The sequence below is a fragment of the Pseudoalteromonas sp. genome, from assembly GCF_036960685.1.
Classification (GTDB): domain Bacteria; phylum Pseudomonadota; class Gammaproteobacteria; order Enterobacterales; family Alteromonadaceae; genus Pseudoalteromonas.
The window spans coordinates 130,071-149,763 of record NZ_JBALXK010000004.1 but is presented as its reverse complement, the minus strand read 5'-3'; the positions used below and the strand labels follow the sequence as shown (position 1 = coordinate 149,763).

Below are 19,693 nucleotides of genomic sequence, written 5' to 3'. Positions count from 1 at the left end.
TGTAGTTTTCTTATAGTAAGTGATTAAACTATACAGAAAATAACCTACGATGGTTTAATTAAAATTAGCTAACTCTAGCTCCACTGTTTGCAAGTTGTGTTGCAAACGTTTTTGCGCCGCGAGTAAATACGTTTTTTGTTGCGATATTCTTGCTTGCTGTTGACGCAGTGCTTTATAAATAACGCGTTTCGGTAAATCATAATGCTCAGATGCTTCGCTGATTGTTAATTGATGCACCGATAGCTTTTTTAGCGCTTCGTCTAAGAGCGAATAGTTATTTAACATATCTACGCTCCTTTTCCGATGTAGTGTGTGGATCGTTAGCATGATGTACATGCCAAACACTAATGTCTAAGCGCCATAATAAATACAACATGTGATAAAAGTTAGCCATAGCTCGCTCCCTGTAAACGAGGTAAATGAAATTAAAACTCACCATTAATGAGTTACCTTTATCTATAAGGAAGATCTGTGCCAGCCTGCATAATTATTTTTAGTTAATTAAGATCAACAGCTTGAGTTTCTGCTGCTGAATGTCGAATGAGTATAAGCACTAAAGTAGTGAAAAATAATGATGGTTTTGCACTTTGCTGGAGCAAAAGGAGTGTATTAACAGTAAATATACATTATTATAAATTAAACCTTACAGTTGTTAGTTAACGCATTGTATAAAAATGAGTTTTTAATGATTATTGCTTTAGTGGTGATGTTTTTCTCTGGATTTGGCGCTTTATGTACAGCCATTTTTTAAATAACTAATAAATATGTCCTATTATGTTTAAATTATTATTCTTATTACTGTTTTCTAGCGCATCTTTTGCTGGGGAGGTTTTTACTGCATTCCCATCAACTATTGAAGCTCAGCAAAAATATGTGTTTTATTCTCACGGGTTGATTGTCGAAGGGACTAATCCAAGGCCAGTTAATTCGCGTTGGGGAACTTATGAATTTCCAGAAATAAAAGCAGCGCTTGCCGATGCTGATTATAATCTGATTGCATATCACAGGGCTAAAAACACTCAGCCTAAAGCTTTTGCTGAAAAACTAGCAAACGATGTACGTTTACTTATCGCAAAGGGTGTTCCAGCCGGCAATATTTCATTGATAGGTTTTTCCCGAGGTGGTGCTATTACTATTTTGACATCTAATTTACTGGCGAATAAGGATGTAACTTATATTATTTTGGCTGGTTGCGGTCGTTACTTACAAAATAATCCAGAGTTAGAGGCGTATGGAAATATTTATTCGATATTTGAAACTTCGGATGAGGTGGGTTCTTGTCAGTTGCTAATAGATCGTAGTAAAGATGTAAAGCGTTTTACTGAAATATCAATCAGCACCGATAAAGAGCATGGCGCTTTTTATAAACCATTAGCGCAATGGGTGGTACCAGTCAAAACATGGCTGAAACAATCAACCCATCATCGTGCTGGAAACTAGATGCACAAGTCTATTTAAATTAACACAGACAAGGAACCGTTTTGGAAATTAGGAAGTTAAATGCCTTACGCGGCATAGCTGCAATGATTGTTTTTATAACCCATTTTAGTGATATAACTAACTGGTTTGATGGTGCGTTGGGTGGTGGTTCCGGCGCGTATGGGGTGATGTTATTTTTTATGTTAAGTGGTTTTTTAATGTCTTACCTCTATTTAGAAAAAGCGTTTAATAAAGAGCATGTTAAACATTATTTTTTAGCCCGAGCTAGCAGAGTGCTACCACTTTATTTAGCTGTTGTATTGGGCTCATATTTATTCACTCAGTTTGACCAAAACCTGTTGTATGACATACCTAACGTTAACATTCTATTGGGTCACTTATTGTTTTTAGATGGCGCAAGCGTGCTCTGGTCTATCCCGCCAGAGGTGCAGTTTTATCTGATTTTTATCATTTTTTGGATTTTTGCTAAAAATCGAGTTGGATATATTTATGTATCAATAATCACAGTGATGATTGTCTTGTTTTTGACAAATTTTCCAAGGATAAGTGGTGATTTAAATGGTATTCCCTACAACGTGTTCAATTCAATCCGCAGCCTTCCTTTCTTTTTTATAGGGGTTATTTTTGGTTTACATTACAAGTCATTAGTAATACCAAGCTACCTTAAAAAGCATTGCTTTGTATTTTCGCTTTGTCTGATACCGTTATTGTATCCAGAGTTTACGCCAGTAACATCCGACGCTAAACGTAAGATGTGGTTAAGTTATGAAGTACTGCTGGTAATGAGTTGTGTGTTTTTTGCAGTTGTGTTTTTGGTTCCTGATAATAACGTTTTGTTAGCTAATAAGATCACTGATTTATTAGGTAAAGTCTCATATTCTTTGTATTTACTGCATATGCCGATTATCGTGCAAGTGAACAAACTTAATTTATCTATAGAAATTAAATTGTTAGTTTCAATGTTTGCTAGTGTCTTGGTGGCCTATCTGTCGTATAGCTACTTTGAAAAACCTATAGCAAATTTAATACGTAGTACTAAATCGAGAAACATAAAAAACGCGACTAAAGCTTTGAGATAAAAGCTTTGGTCTGAAGTAATGAGTAGTGTGCAAATATTATGACAGCACTACTACGGTAATTGGATTAGTTAAAACCCTTCAAGTACCAACTTACCGCGTGATTGATGAGACTCTAATATAGCGTGCGCTTTAAGTAGATTTTCTATATTAATTTTTCCTAAATGTTGGCCTAAGGTGGTTTTAATGGTGCCGTTATCAACCAATTCTGCTAATTCAGTCAGTAACTGATGTTGGGCTATCATATCGTCTGTTTGAAACATTGAACGGGTGTACATAAACTCCCAATGCAGCGAGATACTTTTGCGTTTGAGTTTTAAAATATCAAAGCTGGCAGGATCATCAATGAGTGCCAGTTTACCTTGTGGTTTGATCACTTTGATTATTTCATCAAGATGTTGATCGGTATGAGTTAGGCTAATAACGTAGTCAAATTCCCCAAGGTTATGCTCAGTTCGTTGTGCATCTAAACCTTTTGAGTGGTCAAGTACATGTTCAACACCTAATTCGTTTAGCCATTTCACACTATCAGCTCTTGATGCAGTGCCGACAACCGTTAAGTTAGTAAGCTGCTTTGCCAATTGCACTAAAATCGAGCCAACACCACCTGCAGCACCTATTACTAATAACGAGGCCGGTTTTGCATCTTTGGTGCGTGATACTTGCAAGCGGTCAAATAATAATTCCCAAGCGGTAATGCTGGTTAATGGCAGTGCTGCAGCTTCTGCGTCACTCAACGATACCGGTGCTTTACCGACAATACGCTCGTCCACAAGTTGAAATTCAGCATTACTGCCAGCGCGAGTTAAATCTCCGGCGTAATAAACGCGATCGCCTACATTAAATAAACTAACTTTTTCACCAACGGCTTTAACAATACCCACCGCATCCCAACCAATGATTTTATGGCCTTGTTCTGGGCTGACATTAGCGCGAATTTTAGCATCAACAGGGTTTACTGAAATAGCATTTACCGCCACCAATAAATCACGGCCTTGTGCCGTTGGTGTAGGTAATTCAATAACGGCAAAAGAATCTTCGTTAAGTATTTTTGTTGCAGTTTGGTAACCAATGGCTTTCATGAATTGCTCCGTTGAATCAAATTTCTATATGCACACTATAGCGCAGCTTTATAATAGAAAAAGGGCGTTATAACTGAATCACTATCAAATATTGTTTGATAATAAATTAATTACCACTCGCTAGCTTAAATCTGTATTGAGTTTATCGAGCAGAGAAATTAACTGCATTGCTTCTTGTTCATTGATTGACGGGAACTGGCAGCGTATTTGCTGCGGAATTGCAGCCGCTTGAAACTGCATTTTCACCCCATGCGATTGCAGTTTTACAAGTTTCTTGCGCTTGTCATTATCATCTTTAATAACCATTAATAATTGCTTATCGGTCATTTTTTTTAAAATTTGGGTCATTGCCCCACCATCTATGGCGGTTTTTTGCAGTAATTGGGCTATGGTTACTTCATCTTCTTCCCACAGCGCCATCATCACCACGTATTGAGGGTAGGTCAGTTCAAGTGCGTTGAGCGCATCTCGATAGGCGCGCACAACGGAGTTGGATGCCATATACAAGCGATGACAAAGTTGATTATCTAATTTTAGTTGTGGGTATTTCATAGCGACTCTCAAATAGTGAATGTGTATTTTAGTTTGTATGCAAAGTATTTGCAATGTTCAATAAATTGGTCTATTGTTTTGCACGCAAAGTAAATTTAATTCTCACTTAAACAAGGAAAATACCATGAAAGAATTACTACAAGTCGCATATACAGCTAACGCAACTGCAACAGGTGGCCGTGAAGGCACTGCAAAATCTGACGATGGCCGTTTAGATGTTGCACTTTCAACACCTAAAGGTTTAGGTGGCGATGATGGCCAAGGTACAAACCCTGAGCAATTATTTGCAGCGGGTTACGCTGCCTGTTTTATTGGTGCATTAAAATTAGTTGCAGGCCAAGAAAAAGTAAAACTACCAGCAGATACCCGTATTGACTCTGAGGTATCAATTGGTCCAATCGAGGGCGGTTTTGGTATTGCGGTAAAACTAGCTGTGTTTGTTGGTGATGTTGATAAAGCCACTGCTGAGCAGTTGGTTGCTAAAGCACATGAAGTTTGCCCATATTCAAATGCAACCCGTGGCAATATTGCGGTTGAGTTATCAGTAATTTAATTTCTATATACCAACTTAGCCTGTGCTAAGTTGGTATACCACGGTGATCTCATTTAAACATTCAGCCAAGATGGAGGGATTTGGAGCAGTCAGTTAATCAAGTTTTTTCAATAATCTACTGTATCATTTCATAATTAGACTAAACTCTTTATGTAGTTTAATTAGAGGAAAACAGGAATGCGGCAGTTAGCGTTAGCAAAAAAATTACTTTGGCTCACTTTAGGCAGTATATTTTTAACAGTATTGGTATTGTCAAGTGTGCTGTGGTGGCAACTTTCAAGTAGTAATAAAGTACTCTCAGTACAGGCTGAAAAGCTGATTGTTGCAGAAGTTGAAGATAAACTACTCACTAATGCTGCAGCCTACGGTGAAAAAATTGCTGGTTTTATTAATGAAGCTTATCGCGTGCCTTTTTCTCTGGCAGCAACATTAGGTAGCCAAAGTGCCGCAGATACTCTAACCCGCGAATCTGTGGAGCAGATCAATCGTTCAATCATTGCTGGTAACTCATTACTCTCGTCAATTTACTCTCAATTTGAAGTCAATGGCTTTGATGGTAACGATCAACAATATATGAATGGGTATGACCATTCAGTGGCAGGTCAAGGCACCTTAGAAATTTACTTTACGCGCAGTCGTGAGGGAGTGATTGAACAACAAGTGGTCGAAGATGCCAAAGAAAAGTATGTCACAACGTTAAATGAATTTGGCCAACGTGAAGCCGAATGGTATTTATGCGCCAAGGAAAATCAACAACCCTGCATTATGGAACCCTACCTGTACGAAATATCACCTGGTTACTCAGAAATGATGACCTCGTTGACTGTACCAATATTGCGTTCAGGGAAGTTTATTGGCTTAAGTGGTGTTGATATTACCTTGCCTGTATTTCAAACCATGACAGAGCAGTTATCAAAAGAGCTATATAACGGTCAAGCCCGTGTGACATTACTAAGCTCACTCGATTTAATTGTCGGCAGTAGTCACTATAAAGAAAAATTAGGTCGGCCACTTAAAGAAGCTGTGCCAGCAGCAATTTTTGATCATTATAGAAATTTGGACAAACAGGCGAGTGTGCAAGAGGTTAGTAGTGAATATTTAGTTAATTACCCAATTGACATTAAATTGGCAGGAAAAAAATGGACACTGTTAGTGGAAGTTCCCGCCGCGCTTGCACTGCAAGGGCCACAACAACTAAGCGACAGTATGCAAGACAACGCCAATACCCTCGGAGGGCTAATTTTAATTTCAGGTTTAGTGATTGCCGGCGCTGCATTTATCATCATGACCTTAGTGGTAAAAAGTATTGTGGCACCACTGCAACAAATTCAGCAGAGGGTTGATAACTTAGCCAGTAGTGAAGGGGACTTAACCCAAACATTAAGTGTTGATAGTCATGCTGAGTTAATTGCACTTGCTATCGGCTTTAATGCGTTTTTAGAAAAATTACGTGACTTGATTGCGCAATTAAAAGATGTTTCAGGGCAAACTAAAGAACAAGCTCAAATTGCCGCCCATGTTGCGGTTGACACAAAACAGAATGTACAAGCGCAATTTCAAGAAATAGAAAGTGTAGTAACGGCAATGAATGAAATGAGTGCGACCGCACTCGAGGTTGCCCGCGCTTCTGAGCAGTCTGCGCAACAAGCCGATGAGATCAATACCTTAGTGGTGCGAAGTGAGGCAAGTTTATCGTCTGCAGTCTCGCAGGTTAAAACTATGTCTGAAGAAATAAAAGAAGCTAATCAAGCGGTTGAAAAAGTAGCCGCACGCAGTAACGACATCACACAGATTTTAGATGTGATCCGAACTATTTCAGAGCAAACTAATTTACTCGCACTCAATGCTGCTATCGAGGCCGCCCGTGCTGGTGAGCAGGGTCGTGGCTTTGCTGTCGTTGCTGATGAAGTCAGAGCGCTTGCTTCAAAAACACGTGCCTCAACAGACGATATCAGTGGCTTAATTGATAATTTACAGCTAGAAGTTGGCAATGCCTCTAAAGTGATTGAGCAAGGCGTCGTGAGGGCACAAACTGCGGTGGATGAGACAACCGTAGCCTTTGATGCCTTACATAGCGTGGTGGTGAAAGTGGAAGAAATTACTAACCAGATCACCCAAATAGCAACCGCGGCTGAGGAGCAAAGCTCAGTTACTGAGGAGATAAATCGTAATTTAACGCTGATCTCAGATGCTGCATCACAACTAGCTGAATTATCAACCCAAGCGGGTGATGGTAGCCAAATGCTTAATCAATTAGTTGCTCAGCAAGATGACGAGTTAAATAAGTTAAAAACTGAGTAAATAATTGCGACTAGTCATTGCACTGAATAGCTGCAATTGCGCAGACTACTATGCAATTTATGACTTACAAAGATAGGGTGTTTAATTAATTTATTAATGTGCAAACAATTGTAGAACTATTTTATAGCCTTTAAACATGTACGGTTACATGTTTAAAGGCATGTTTTATATCGCTTTGCTTACTAAATTTCTTCAGCTTTATTTAACTCAACGGTTAAAATTGTTCTCTTATCAACCACGACCCATTCACGGTAAGTACTATAACCAGGCTTACTTACTTCTACATCGTACTTGCCTTCTTTTAGCTCAATACCACTTTCATATTTTGGTTTGATATTCATAATGCGTACGCGCGCATCAGCAGGTTGAGTTGCCACAGTTAAAGAAATTACATCAACTACGTCTTCAACAGGTGGTTGAATTTCTGTCGTGGTATCCTCAGTTACTTGAGCTGTTTCGTCTACTGTAGCGGTAGTCGAGCAACCACTTAGGATTAATATTGCAGCTAAGGTGCTTATCTTTTTCATAAAAACTCCATATAAATTTAAAATGCTGAAAGCCCTTAAGGAGTAAGTGGAAGTTAGATAGCCTCCAAGTCATCCTTGACTCTCGTTATACTAATTACATCGAATTAGTGGTCTATTAGTAAGTTATTTTATTCGCGAGAATAATCATATTTTTTAAGCTAGTAGAGCTATACAGCCTTGGCTAGCTTAAGATATTAATATCAGTAAGTGGCTGCAATTAGTGAGTGTCAGCCTGTGTACTTTTATAGCAAACTATCAAGCAAGCGAGTTATCTCTTCACTTCGCTCAACTAATTTTTCAGCTGTTTTATACATCTTTTGCTTTAATAAGCCATTTGCCATTGTGATGTAACGCTTAGAAAGCTCTTCTTTAAAAGCGACTAACAAAGTAAAGTCATTCGGTAAATCAGTTGACTCTGAATTAACTAATTCTTCAAAGGCTAATAACTCTTGATAATTTTCAATTGCTGCTAACTTTTCAAAGTAACGGTCAAAGCGAGGTTGATAGAAAATTATTGCATCTTTAGTTGGAAAAGTTGCTTGCTCGCCTAAGTTTATTTTCTGTTGATAAAGGCTTAGGACTTCTATCGCAGATTCCCTTTTTAATAATTCATTAAATTGTAATTCAGACTTCTGCCCGGCTGTGAAGATAGCTTTCCCTACATCTAATAACACTTTTTGAGCAACAACATTGTCATCTTCAATTGATTGCTCTAAGGCTGTTTTGAAGTTGTTGATGTGTATTTCTTTTGGTTGGTACACATAACCACTATCAACAACTTTTAAGTCCTCAATCAATTTAATTATGTTGTTATTATCAAGTTCATCATAACGTGATTGCTCTAACAGCAAGTCAATTCTTGATGTTATGTCAAAGACTATTGATTGACGCTCTCTTAAAATACTTTCTAATTGAACGGTTAGTTTTTCAGAATCAGGGTAGTACTCCAATGCGTTAGAGTATAGGCTGATCGTGCCATCAAAATCCTTAAATTTACCAGACTGATTATTTAACTGATTAGCTTTAACATTGAAATCTTGCAAGATACTTGCTTGATTGACTCTTAATAACCCTTGTTTAAGCACGTCATATTGAGGAGGGATCTCAGCTAGTTTAGTTAGGACCTCAGAGCCATGCCAGGACATCCATGTTTCAACTTGCTGGTTAATTGCATTGGCATTTTCAAGCTTTGCTTCTAACTGCTTTATTTGTGTCGAATTTGAGGCATAAAACTGGCTAATAAAAACGGTAATGGCGACTACACAGACACTTGCAACGATAGCTGGTTTGAAATTGCTTGTAAGTTTAGTTGATACAGCCTGTAATGAGCCTAACCTTTTTGTGGCATCCAATGACATCGCTTTTTGTAAACGACCCCAAAGCCATAGTGGACAATTACTAGGGCGTTTTGCTGTTGTCTCTTTGGCAAGCTTATCTGCGGCAACTCGATCAAATGGGTGCTTACTGCTCAATAGCTCATAGGCAATACATGCATACGAAAATATATCATCTTTTACAGATGCGTCAGCCCCTTGAAGTTGCTCAGGGCTTGCATAGGTTGGCGTATAACCACCAACTGCTGCGACATTTTTACTATTATTAAACGCATATGCATCTTCAATTGTTTTATGTTTAGCAATGCCAAAGTCGAGAACTTTCAAGCGTCCATTTGAATCAAAAATAATGTTAGAAGGTTTTAAATCATTATGAATAACGTTTCGTGAGTGAGCATAAATCAGTGCATCTGCAAGTTGTTGCAGGATAATATGCGCTTTTTTAAAAGGCATACCTGAAGGTTTATTGCGTTTTATTATTTGCTCTAATGTTTCACCTTCAACAAGTTCCATTGTAACGTAGTGCAGATCGCTGTCAGAGCTAGCTGAAAATACTTTAACAATATTAGGATGTGAAAGTTGTTGAGTTTTAGTCGTTTCATCTTTAAGTAATGTTATTGCCTCTTCAGATTGACTAAATTCCTCTAGTAACACTTTGAGTGCAACATGTACTTCTGGACTGGTAGGACTTTCTAAAAACAAATCCCTAGCTCTATAAATGTAGCACATGCCACCTTGCCCAATGAGTTCCTCAACTAAATATCGTCCAGATATTTTTTTTCCAACTAAATTGAGTTTACTTTGTGGTTGGGAAGATCTAACGCTAGACTCCAGCGAAGCGATTTGAGTTTTATCATTTGAGTTATTGATACCGCTCATTATAAATCCTTTTATTGTAGATAGTTAAATAATTGCAAAGGTGCTTTTTGTAATTTTTATCAATATTCCCTTTGATTAGCCCGCTATTTTTACAAAATTTAACACTATAAGCAATGTTTCTATTGTAGTACTTCTGCTAATTATATATTTATTTTATTCATTAGATATAATTTTTGATGTTATTTGTATGTAAAACAGTGTTGTAAAGTGATTCTTTTGGTTTCAAATAGGAACATACAGGCTTAATTTTATTGATTTTAATAATTTAAATAAACAGAAAATAAGACTATATTATTAATCTCTATTTGTCGTTTTAAATGACCCTCTAATATCCCCAAGTATTAATTTCAATGTTGACAATAGTTTCTCTTCTAATTTATTCTAATAGGAATGTAGAATATGGGATTAACACATCAAATGGAACTGATACTAAACATTACTAGTTATCATCGACTCTCGCCTGAAATAGAAGCATCTAAAACTGTAAAAGATTCACTTATCTTTGGCCGCTCACAAGCATGTGACTGGCATTTACCTGATCCTGAAAAAATTATCTCAAGTAAGCATGGTCGTATCGAGAAGGAAGGTGACTCGTTTGTTGTGATTGATACTTCTACAAATGGTATCTATTCAAATTATAGTGTCTCAGCCATTGGCCAAGGTAATAAGCAAAAATTAGCTGATAGTGATATTTTAACGGTAGGTGATTTTCAAATAGAAGTTAAAATCGCAGCAGCAAACTCCGTTACAGCTCCTATCGATGAGTTTAGCTCTGTGACAATGGCAAAAAATAATAACGCCGCTACTCAATCGCAACATTTTGATTCTGCTAATCGTGATTCAAACTCTGAGCACTTTTATAATGATTCAATTATGAATGAACCAATGCCAAAAGTTGCTATGGCGCATGCTGAACATTCACAATCACAGAGCCAGATCCCGGAAAATTGGGATGAGATCGCACATTTATTGAATCCTGAAATGGCTAATTCTAGCAATCACAGTGGAATAGCCAGTCATACAACCGCGAGCACAACAGAGCCTAAAATCGAAGCTCCTGCAGCTGTTGATATAAAGCCAGAAGTCGCGAAGGAAGTTCAAGTATCGACTCCTGCAGCTCAACCCACTCTCGAAACAAAGCCAATCGCAAACAGCGCAGAACTAACAAGTGCTTTTTTAAAAGGGCTTGGCGTCAAACCTGAACTGCAAAATGCTATAACGACTGAAAAATTATGGTTTGAAATGGGCCAAGGGTTAAATCTTCTTTTAACCGAATTGATGGAATCGTTACGCCAAAGAGCATTGGTGAAAAATCAATTACGTGTTAATCAAACTCTGTTTCAAACCCAGCAAAATAACCCAATCAAATTTTCGGCCAATATAGACGATGTTATTCAGAACTTATTCATAATTAATAGTGCAAGCTTCCTATCTTCTCGAGAATCGATTAAAGAAAGTTTCATCGATACTCGTAGGCATGAACATGCTTTATTAGCAGGAGCTGATGGTGTATTAAAGGGAATATTAGAGCAAGTTTCACCTTCTCACATAAATCAACAAGTGAATGATAACTCTAATATTTTGAAAATAATTCCTGGCCAATCAGAATCGAAAAGCTGGAAGTTGTATCAAAACCTGCATGACGAGTTATCACGTGACGTTAATGCTAAAGGTGCAATGGCATTATCAGATGATTTCCTCAAAGCATACAATGATAAAATTCAAGAAACTTTTTAAAAAAAGGAAAGTAAATAATGCGTAACATTAAGCTCTACTTACTGAGTTTTAGTTTACTATTTTTGATAATGGGCTGTTCGACAATGAATAAGTTTGTTCCGCCATCAACAGAATTAATTATTAATGTATCAGAAAATGTAAACCCTGATACTTCTGAGCGACCTTCTCCAGTTGTGATGAAAATTTTTGAGCTAAGCTCAAGAACTATATTTGATACACAAGACTTTTTTAGTTTGTATGAGGCGCCAGAGAAGTTACTAGGCCCTGATTTACTTAAGAAAGATGAATTAGAATTACAACCTGGTTCAGTGCAAAACTATGAGATGAGCCTTAATCGTAATACTCGCTATGTAGGAGTAGTGGTAGCGTATAGGAACATAGATCAAGCCCGATGGAGAGCGGTAATAGAAGTTGATCCTACCGGTTATGACGATATCGATGTAAATGTTGAATCAATTGCAACATACATGAGAGAGCATTAATAAGGATATAAAATGAGTGATACCACTCGTGTTGCTTGGACTGAAGGGATGTTCTTAAGACCGCAACACTTTCAACAATCAGATAAACATTTTTCACATTTAATTAAGCAAGTGTGTAATGGTAATTTAGCTGATCCGTGGGGAATTCTAGAGTTAGATATTGACACTGAGTTGTTAAATACAGGGCAGTTTGCAATCGACTCGTTGTCGGCAATTACTCCTGATTTATTACCTGTTGATATGCCAAGGTCAACGTCATTACCTGAGCCTTTGGTTGTCAACAAAGACACCTATAATGAAATTGTTTATTTGGCAATCCCAGCACTGAAAGCCAGTGGTATTAACATCTCAGCTGCGGACGAAAATTTAGTTACGCGTTATAAGCTCACCGATTTAGCGGTAAATGATGATTCATTGGGTCCGCAATCACAAGAGACTATTCAAGTTGCAAAAATTTATAGCAAACTGGTATTAGGTTCAGATGATCACGCTGGATTCATACTTTTACCTTTAGCTAAAATTACTGAAGTAAGTACTGAAGGTCGGATCAAGCTTGATAGTAAGTTTATTCCTGCTTCGCTAAAAGTTGCACAGTGTAAGCCTCTGCTAGGATTAGTAAGAGAAATTGGTGCAATGATCAAACAGCGTTCAGAAAGTATTGCTGTACGTTTATGTCAAGGCTATGCGGGCAGTACTTCAGTTGCTGATTTTATTATGCTGCAAACACTAAATAAGTATGATGCGGTATTTGATAGTTTGTTAATGGTCAATAATTTACATCCAAATATTCTTTATACGCGTTTAATTGAACTATCAGGTGAACTGGCAACATTCAGTACTGCAAATAAACGCGTTCCAAAACTCCCTAAATATGAACATGATAATTTAGGAGCTGTATTTGGTGAAATAGTGAATTTCCTATATCAATCTTTAAGTCATGTGATTGAGCAAACAGCAACAGAAATTAAGCTGGAGCAAAGTAAATTTGGTATTTCATTTGGTGCTTTAAAAGATAAGTCGATTCTTGATTCTGGTCAGTTTATTCTCGCTATTAAAGCGAGTGTACCCCATGAAGAGTTGCGTAAAGTTTTACCTTCCCAGGTTAAAATCGGTAGCGTTGAAACTATTCGTGACCTAGTTAATAACCAGATCCCAGGTATAACAATCAGCAGTTTACCTACAGCACCAAGGCAAATTCCGTATCATGCAGGTTTTCATTATTTTGAGTTGAACAAGCATGGTCAGCATTGGGAAAAGCTTCGCACAAGTGGTGGGATCGCCATTCACTTATCTGGTAGTTACCCAGAGTTACAATTAAGCCTTTGGGCTATACGAACTTAACTGTTAAAAGGAAGAGTTTCAATGGATGAAACCATTATCAAACCACGCCCTGGCAGACTTGGGCGTGACACTTCAAATAACTCAAAAACAGCAACTGATCCTGAAAAGACAGTTATGTCTATTGAGCCAATAGCAAATGCTGTTGCTAGTAATACGAAAGTTTCTATTTTCAAAAACCCATTATTAGAAGCTGCTACCGATTGTTTTTCACTGGTTATATCGATCAACCAAGCTAAAGAAATGACAAATTTAGCTGCTTTGAAGCATCGTTGTGTTGAAGCGATTAAACGTTTTGAAGTTGAAGTCAGAAACCAAGTGCTGCCCAAAGAAGTAATTGAAAATTCGCGCTATTGTTTATGTGCAATTCTGGATGAATCAGTTCTAAACTCTAAGTGGAGTTCGATGGAATGGGCTGATGAAAGTTTGTTGTCAACGTTTCATAAAGAAACCTTTGGTGGCGAGTATTTCTATACCTTATTGGATAATGCTCTTGGGCAACCAGAGCAACATAAAGCGTTTTTAGAATTACAATATCACTGCTTAAATTTAGGTTTTAAGGGCAAGTATCGAGTTGATAGTGTCGGCGATAATAAAGTTGAAGAATACCGCTCTCGCATTTATCACCTACTAAACCAACTAGATGGACCTATTAACAACAAGTTATCGCCTAACTGGAAAGAACGGGTTGCAGCAGGTGTTGAGCTTAGAAACCAAGTACCTCTATGGGTTATTTTTTCAGTTTTAGGTTTAGCATTATTAATTGTTTACCTATTTATCAATATGAAACTTAATGATCAAGTTGTGTTGGTAAATGAAAAGTTGGCGGTGATCCATCCATTAGCCCAAACGCACAGTATTGATAAAAAAGATCAGCAACTGCAAGTGTTAGAACAACTTTTACAAACCGAGATTCAGATGGGGATTGTCTCTGTAGAAAAGAGTAACGATCGCATTCGGATCACTATCAATAGTGAAAGCTTGTTTAACCAAGGTGACTCAAAACTATTACCTTCATTTCAGCCAATACTTGAAAAACTAGCACTGAGTTTAGAAGGTACAAAGGGGCGGATTTTAATAACAGGCCATACAGATGACACGCCTATTCGCACCGATAAGTATCCCTCTAACTGGCATCTTTCTTTAGCTAGAGCAACTCAAGTTGCTAATTCTATGGCTAAAAGTACTAACCTTAGCGGCCGCTTGTGGCCTGAAGGAAAAGGTGCTGCCGAACCAATCGCTAGCAATTCAGATTCAGCTTCTCGGTCATTAAACCGACGAATTGAAATTGATTTATTATTTTAATGGGGCTGGAATGAACTTTTTACAGAAAATCACATACCTACTTACATCGCGTACAGCAATCCTAATTATTGGTTTTAGCGCACTGTCATTACTAATTTGGTTTGGCGGCCCATTAATTGCCATTGCTGGTAATGTGCCATTGGCGAGTGTTGCCTCGAGATTACTTACTATTTTAGTGGTTATTCTTATTTTTGCGATCACGAAAATATACCGTTTGACTCGTCAAAGTAAACGTGATGAAAAAATGGCAAATGAGTTAATTGACAGTGATGACTCAAACAGTAATGAAGTTAATGAAGAGATTACGACCCTAAAAACAAGAATGGGTGAAGCTATTGATTTACTTAAAGATGTAAAACTCTTTAAGGGAAAGAATATCTATCAATTACCTTGGTATATCATGATAGGACCACCGGGTGCAGGAAAAACAACGGTGATCAACAATTCCGGCTTAGATTATCCATTAAAAGATAAGCTTGGGGTTGATTTAATTCATGGTGTCGGTGGCACGCGAAATTGTGATTGGTGGTTTACTAACAAAGCTGTACTCATTGATACGGCAGGGCGTTACACCACACAAAGTAGTCATGCAAAACATGACTCACGTGCTTGGGAAGGCTTTTTAGGTTTACTGCGTAAATACCGTCCATTACGACCAATCAATGGCGTAATGATCAGTATGGGTATCTCTGAGTTAATGAGCCAAACTAAAACAGAGCGAAACCTACATGCGCGTGCAATTAAGCAACGTCTGCAAGAGTTACAAAATCAGCTCGGAATGACTTTTCCTGTTTATGTTATTTTCTCAAAAGTTGACTTAATAGAAGGTTTTAGAGAGTTTTTTGCTGAATTAAGCGAAGAAGAGTGTGAACAAGTATGGGGGGTTACATTTGAACTTGATTTAGATAAAAACACCCAAGTTGATGCATTTAATAAAGAGTTTCATACACTTATAGCTAAGTTAACAGAGCTGTTAAATCGGCGTTTGATTAATGAACGCAATGAAGAAATAAGAGCAAAAATTTTTGAATTTCCAAGACAACTTCGCGTATTACAAGGTGTAGGCGACGCATTTTTGAAAGAAATTTTCACCCCTAATGCATATGAAGAACTCCCTATGTTTAGGGGAGTATATTTAACCAGCGCGACTCAAGAAGGGACTCCGGCCAGTCTTTTAAGTGAAGGAAATAACACAAGCGGCAGCTATATAAATCAATCGAAGAGTTTTTTCATAAAAAATGTACTAGAAAGAGTCATTTTCCCTGAGCAAAACTTAGCAAGTACTAACAAACATCATGATAAGCAAAACAAATGGTTGCGCATAGCAAGTATCTCTTTGGCGTGTGCTTGTGTGCTTGGTTTTTCGGCATCATGGTATTTTAGCTATGCATGGAATAATAACCTTATCACGGTCACTGAAGAGGCAATTGAGTCATATCAAGAAATAGATGCGGCATCTTTTGATCGCAGCAATGTACTGGTACTTAATGACAGGCTCAATTCATTACGAGCACTTCCTGCGCGTAGTAATGCGTTTAATAATGAGCAAGACTCGTCATCGGTTGGGTTTAATAAATTAACTGAAATTAAACAATCGTCGAATGATGCTTACGACAGAGCGTTACAAACTTTCTTGGCGCCTTTTGTTCTCAATACCTTGACGAAGGAAATGGAAACTCACCCTGAGCACTTAAGCTATTTGTACGAGACACTGAAGTGTTATTTAATGTTGTTTCAACCTGAGTATTTTGAGCGTGATGACATAGTCGTCTGGTTTGATGCATACTTAGAACGTAGCTTTCCTGGTGAGAAAAATACACAAACTCGTCTCGATTTAATGGATCATATTGCAGCATTACTTGAAAAAGGTGTTGCTTATGAAGAAGTTGATAATCAAGCCGTTAAAATTGCTCGTGCTGAGCTGACAAAATTACCAATTGCTGAGAGAGCATATCAAAGGCTTCAAGCAGACTTTCTCGACAGTAGTATTCCACCATTTAGATTGACAGATATCATTAGTTTTGAAAGCGCCCAAAAGTTTTCATTTCGCAATAACAGTGAGTTAACTCGAAGCATCCCTGGCTTATATACGTTCAATGGTTTCCATGGCATTTTTAATATCGAAAAAAGTAAGATGCTAGGAAACCTAATGGCGAGCAGTTGGGTGTACGGAGAAGAAGCATCTGGAACTTATGATATCTCCAAAGATGAGATAGAAAAGAAATTAGAACAGCGTTATTTTCAGGACTATATCTACTATTGGCAGTCATTTCTTGATGATCTAAATTTAAACCAATATAGCTCTCCTGCTGAAGGGGTTAATATCACTGATGTGTTAGCTGGTTCAGAAACTCCAATTAAAAACATCATTCTAGCAGTGCAGAAAAATGTGCAGTTAACTCAATTGCCAGTCTCTGAAAATCAAAAAGCAGCCGGTAAAGTTGCAGCCAATGCTGCTGAAGTTGCGATGCAAACAAAGGCGAATCGCATCAAACGGTTCTTACCTGACGAAACGCCAAAATTTGATATCAAGTTACCAGGGTATCAAGTGGAAGAAGCATTTGAGGATGTGCTTAAAATTGACGCTCAGCAGTTAGATAATATGCAAAAGAACCTTAGGGAGCTGAATGTTTATTTAACTAAACTTGACCGTGGCGATCAGTTGAAGTCATCCATTAAAGATCAAATCAGCGGTAAAAGTAAGCCTAGTTTTATCCGCCAACTAGAATTCCAAAGTCGTGACTTACCGTACCCTTTTAATAGCTGGCTGTTAGATATTAGTCGAGATACCAGTAATATCACTAAAAATAGTGCCAATAGACACTTAAATGAGATTTGGAAAAGTAAAGTTTTGCGAGAATACAATGCCGCCATTGTTGGTCGTTACCCATTCTCACCTTATGCAGATAAAGAAGTGAATTTAAAAGACTTTACTCGATTCTTTGGACCAAGCGGTACGATCGATAGCTTCTTCAATAGCTACGTTGCACCGAGTGTTGATATGAGTTCACGACCATGGAAGTTTGAAAAAGATATCGGTGTTAGCCGAGAAACTTTGGCAATGTTTGAACTTGCAAATCAAATACAGCTCGCATTTTTTGATGGTGGTAGCAGCACACCAAGGATTGAGTTCGGCTTGAAACCTTTAGAATTAGATCAAACAATCTCGAGTTTTATGCTTGAGATTGATGGTCAATCAATGACCTATAGACACGGGCCATTAAAAGTGAGTAATTTTGTTTGGCCTGGATCCACAGGACAAAGTAAAACACGCGTTGTATTTACTCCACCTAATGGCGGACGCTCTATTAATACCACTTACCAAGGTGAATGGTCGTTATATCGTATGCTTGATGAACTAAGTGCTAAACGAAGTAAAACACGGGAAGATCTAACGTTGCATTTTGCTCTCATGGGCAATAACGCAAAAGTAGAACTATTACCGAATTCAATTAGGCATCCATTTTGGAATAAGAGTATAGAGAAGTTTTCATGTCCGACCCGATTATAAATATTGGCTATTTGGGTAAAGTCCCTAGTTTAGGTGATTTTGTACAAGATAGTGTATCTAAAGAGTTCGCTGAACATTGGGAAAAGTGGCTGCAAGCTGCGATTGCTGTAAGCAAAGAGCAGCTTGGCGAAGTGTGGCAAAATAATTATTTAACAGGCCCTGTATGGCACTTTGCTTTGTCCGCGAATATTGTTGGAGATAAAGGAGTAATGGGGACTTTAATGCCAAGCATGGATGCGGTAGGACGGCATTATCCATTTACCGTAGCAAGTACATTAGAGTACGCACCTATTGATGTTCTTAACTCTGGCGTTTTTTCATTAGCTTACGAAGATGTTGTGTTGAAGGTACTTGATAACTCAGTTGATCTTTTTGCTTGGCGCAAAGAAGTTGCGAAAACCTTAGGTGCTGTTCAAGGCACCCAAAAAGCGGTGACTTACTTTAATACGGCAGATAAGAATAAAACTGGCGAGGCATTTGAGTTTTCAGGTGATGAACTTACAGAGACAGCTTTACAAGATCTAATGCATGCTGTCTTAAGTAAAAAATATGGCGATTACAGCGTTTGGTGGACTCATGGTTCATGCAATATAAAGCCTATGGTACTTATCACCGCAGGACTTCCTGCCATTAATCAAGTTGCAGCAATGTTAGATGGTCGATGGAAGCAATGGGAATGGAATTATACACAGGTAAAAAGTACTGATGAGTAAGTTGAGCACTAGTTATGCGATTACCCATCGCGGTGTTGTTAGGCAGCTAAATGAAGATGCTCATGTCGAAATAAATAGCCATAGTCTCTGGGTTGTTGCTGATGGTATGGGCGGCCATGAAGCTGGTGAAGTGGCAAGTCAACTCGTTGTCGATACTATCAGGGCAACCGTTGAAGAACTGACATTTGAAGAGCTTACTGTGTCGCATATTGTCGTTGCGATTGAAAATGCAAACCGCCAACTAAATGAATACAGTGCGCAATATTTAGGGAGTAAAACAGCGGGTAGCACAGTGACCGTTTTGTTCATCAAAAATGAGCAATACTATGTGCTCTGGGCGGGAGATAGTCGAGCGTATTTACTGCGTAATGGTCAGTTGCAGCAAGTTTCAAAGGATCATAGCCAAATCAACGATCTAATCGATGAAGGAGTTATCTCTGTTGAGGAAGCCAAAGATCATCCATTATCCAATGTCATAACCCGTGCAGTGGGAGTTACACAGGATGTTAACGTTGATGTGGTACAAAATGAAGTAAAATCAGGCGATATATTTTTATTGTGCTCAGATGGATTAACTGGCGAATTATCCGATAATGATATTCGCCGCTCATTAGAGCCTACAAGTATAATCGATTCTGGTATGGCACTTATGCATTCATCTCTTGTTAGAGGTGCAAAAGATAATGTCACGTGTATTTTGATTAAATACGATAAAGAGCTTAGTAATTACAAAACTCATTCATTTAATGTTCAGGATGAGGCTACAATCCCATTATTCACAAAGTAAATATTTAAATTTATTTTTAATGGTTATATATTAAAAAAATAAATAAGTTTATGGACTTATATATAATATACCGGTT

General features: G+C 37.9%; 16 protein-coding genes. 11 read left to right on the top strand and 5 right to left on the bottom strand.

Annotated features, from left to right (window positions below; genetic code table 11):
* Positions 1–54: 54 nt before the first annotated feature.
* Entirely contained in the window at positions 55–285 is a 231-nt protein-coding gene (locus tag V7783_RS05690) for a helix-turn-helix domain-containing protein (protein WP_335677889.1), read from the bottom strand.
* Positions 286–774: 489 nt separating this feature from the next.
* Here V7783_RS05690 and V7783_RS05685 point away from each other — a divergent pair, with 489 nt between their 5' ends.
* Positions 775–1,440 (top strand): alpha/beta hydrolase, encoded by a 666-nt coding sequence (locus tag V7783_RS05685; protein WP_335677888.1) that lies wholly within the window; start codon positions 775–777, stop codon positions 1,438–1,440.
* 41 nt (positions 1,441–1,481) lie between these two features.
* Positions 1,482–2,519 carry an acyltransferase family protein gene (locus V7783_RS05680; RefSeq protein WP_335677887.1) on the top strand — a complete coding sequence of 346 codons (1,038 nt, stop codon included), beginning with the start codon at positions 1,482–1,484 and terminating at the stop codon, positions 2,517–2,519.
* A gap of 68 nt (positions 2,520–2,587) precedes the next feature.
* Here V7783_RS05680 and V7783_RS05675 read toward each other — a convergent pair whose 3' ends face one another.
* Both V7783_RS05675 and V7783_RS05670 read right to left on the bottom strand, forming a co-directional pair.
* The gene (locus tag V7783_RS05675) at positions 2,588–3,598 is read right to left on the bottom strand and encodes a zinc-binding alcohol dehydrogenase family protein (RefSeq protein WP_335677886.1); all 1,011 of its coding nucleotides are present in this window, start codon (positions 3,596–3,598) and stop codon (positions 2,588–2,590) included.
* A 120-nt stretch (positions 3,599–3,718) separates the two neighbouring features.
* Positions 3,719–4,150, bottom strand: a complete 432-nt coding sequence (locus V7783_RS05670; protein WP_335677885.1) for a MarR family winged helix-turn-helix transcriptional regulator — start codon at positions 4,148–4,150, stop codon at positions 3,719–3,721.
* A gap of 124 nt (positions 4,151–4,274) precedes the next feature.
* On the opposite strand from V7783_RS05670, the gene V7783_RS05665 reads away from it, so the two are divergent.
* On the top strand, positions 4,275–4,703 hold the full coding sequence (locus V7783_RS05665; protein ID WP_335677884.1) for an organic hydroperoxide resistance protein: 429 nt from the start codon (positions 4,275–4,277) through the stop codon (positions 4,701–4,703).
* 177 nt (positions 4,704–4,880) lie between these two features.
* Entirely contained in the window at positions 4,881–7,004 is a 2,124-nt protein-coding gene (locus V7783_RS05660) for a methyl-accepting chemotaxis protein (RefSeq protein ID WP_335677883.1), read from the top strand.
* 182 nt (positions 7,005–7,186) lie between these two features.
* Here V7783_RS05660 and V7783_RS05655 read toward each other — a convergent pair whose 3' ends face one another.
* Together V7783_RS05655 and V7783_RS05650 are read right to left on the bottom strand one after the other, a co-directional pair.
* Positions 7,187–7,531, bottom strand: coding sequence for a PEGA domain-containing protein (locus tag V7783_RS05655; protein ID WP_335677882.1), 345 nt, complete (start codon positions 7,529–7,531; stop codon positions 7,187–7,189).
* Positions 7,532–7,773: 242 nt separating this feature from the next.
* Entirely contained in the window at positions 7,774–9,744 is a 1,971-nt protein-coding gene (locus tag V7783_RS05650; protein ID WP_335677881.1) for a serine/threonine protein kinase, read from the bottom strand.
* A gap of 417 nt (positions 9,745–10,161) precedes the next feature.
* Between V7783_RS05650 and tagH the strand changes: the two genes are divergently transcribed.
* From tagH to V7783_RS05615, 7 genes are read left to right on the top strand one after another with little or no spacing between them, the layout of a single operon-like run.
* Complete coding sequence (gene tagH / locus V7783_RS05645) at positions 10,162–11,481, top strand: type VI secretion system-associated FHA domain protein TagH (RefSeq protein WP_442961344.1); 1,320 nt, start codon at positions 10,162–10,164, stop codon at positions 11,479–11,481.
* 17 nt (positions 11,482–11,498) lie between these two features.
* Positions 11,499–11,963 carry a type VI secretion system lipoprotein TssJ gene (gene tssJ / locus V7783_RS05640; protein WP_335677879.1) on the top strand — a complete coding sequence of 155 codons (465 nt, stop codon included), beginning with the start codon at positions 11,499–11,501 and terminating at the stop codon, positions 11,961–11,963.
* Positions 11,964–11,975: 12 nt separating this feature from the next.
* Positions 11,976–13,304 carry a type VI secretion system baseplate subunit TssK gene (tssK, locus tag V7783_RS05635; RefSeq protein ID WP_064664620.1) on the top strand — a complete coding sequence of 443 codons (1,329 nt, stop codon included), beginning with the start codon at positions 11,976–11,978 and terminating at the stop codon, positions 13,302–13,304.
* Positions 13,305–13,325: 21 nt separating this feature from the next.
* Positions 13,326–14,606, top strand: coding sequence for a type VI secretion system protein TssL, long form (tssL, locus tag V7783_RS05630; protein ID WP_064664619.1), 1,281 nt, complete (start codon positions 13,326–13,328; stop codon positions 14,604–14,606).
* 10 nt (positions 14,607–14,616) lie between these two features.
* The gene (tssM, locus tag V7783_RS05625) at positions 14,617–18,117 is read left to right on the top strand and encodes a type VI secretion system membrane subunit TssM (protein WP_335677878.1); all 3,501 of its coding nucleotides are present in this window, start codon (positions 14,617–14,619) and stop codon (positions 18,115–18,117) included.
* Positions 18,099–18,830: a type VI secretion system-associated protein TagF gene (tagF, locus tag V7783_RS05620; protein WP_335677877.1), complete on the top strand. Its 732-nt coding sequence runs from the start codon at positions 18,099–18,101 to the stop codon at positions 18,828–18,830. The genes tssM and tagF overlap by 19 nt, the downstream gene beginning before the upstream one ends.
* The gene (locus V7783_RS05615) at positions 18,820–19,617 is read left to right on the top strand and encodes a PP2C family protein-serine/threonine phosphatase (protein WP_335677976.1); all 798 of its coding nucleotides are present in this window, start codon (positions 18,820–18,822) and stop codon (positions 19,615–19,617) included. The genes tagF and V7783_RS05615 overlap by 11 nt, the downstream gene beginning before the upstream one ends.
* Positions 19,618–19,693: the final 76 nt, after the last annotated feature.

Bases quoted from the DNA above. Each gene is read 5' to 3' on its own strand.
- V7783_RS05690 (WP_335677889.1), bottom strand. From the start codon at position 285: ATGTTAAATAACTATTCGCTCTTAGACGAAGCGCTAAAAAAGCTATCG.
- V7783_RS05685 (WP_335677888.1), top strand. From the start codon at position 775: ATGTTTAAATTATTATTCTTATTACTGTTTTCTAGCGCATCTTTTGCT.
- V7783_RS05675 (WP_335677886.1), bottom strand. From the start codon at position 3,598: ATGAAAGCCATTGGTTACCAAACTGCAACAAAAATACTTAACGAAGAT.
- V7783_RS05670 (WP_335677885.1), bottom strand. From the start codon at position 4,150: ATGAAATACCCACAACTAAAATTAGATAATCAACTTTGTCATCGCTTG.
- V7783_RS05665 (WP_335677884.1), top strand. From the start codon at position 4,275: ATGAAAGAATTACTACAAGTCGCATATACAGCTAACGCAACTGCAACA.
- V7783_RS05660 (WP_335677883.1), top strand. From the start codon at position 4,881: ATGCGGCAGTTAGCGTTAGCAAAAAAATTACTTTGGCTCACTTTAGGC.
- V7783_RS05655 (WP_335677882.1), bottom strand. From the start codon at position 7,531: ATGAAAAAGATAAGCACCTTAGCTGCAATATTAATCCTAAGTGGTTGC.
- V7783_RS05650 (WP_335677881.1), bottom strand. From the start codon at position 9,744: ATGAGCGGTATCAATAACTCAAATGATAAAACTCAAATCGCTTCGCTG.
- tagH (WP_442961344.1), top strand. From the start codon at position 10,162: ATGGAACTGATACTAAACATTACTAGTTATCATCGACTCTCGCCTGAA.
- tssJ (WP_335677879.1), top strand. From the start codon at position 11,499: ATGCGTAACATTAAGCTCTACTTACTGAGTTTTAGTTTACTATTTTTG.
- tssK (WP_064664620.1), top strand. From the start codon at position 11,976: ATGAGTGATACCACTCGTGTTGCTTGGACTGAAGGGATGTTCTTAAGA.
- tssL (WP_064664619.1), top strand. From the start codon at position 13,326: ATGGATGAAACCATTATCAAACCACGCCCTGGCAGACTTGGGCGTGAC.
- tssM (WP_335677878.1), top strand. From the start codon at position 14,617: ATGAACTTTTTACAGAAAATCACATACCTACTTACATCGCGTACAGCA.
- tagF (WP_335677877.1), top strand. From the start codon at position 18,099: ATGTCCGACCCGATTATAAATATTGGCTATTTGGGTAAAGTCCCTAGT.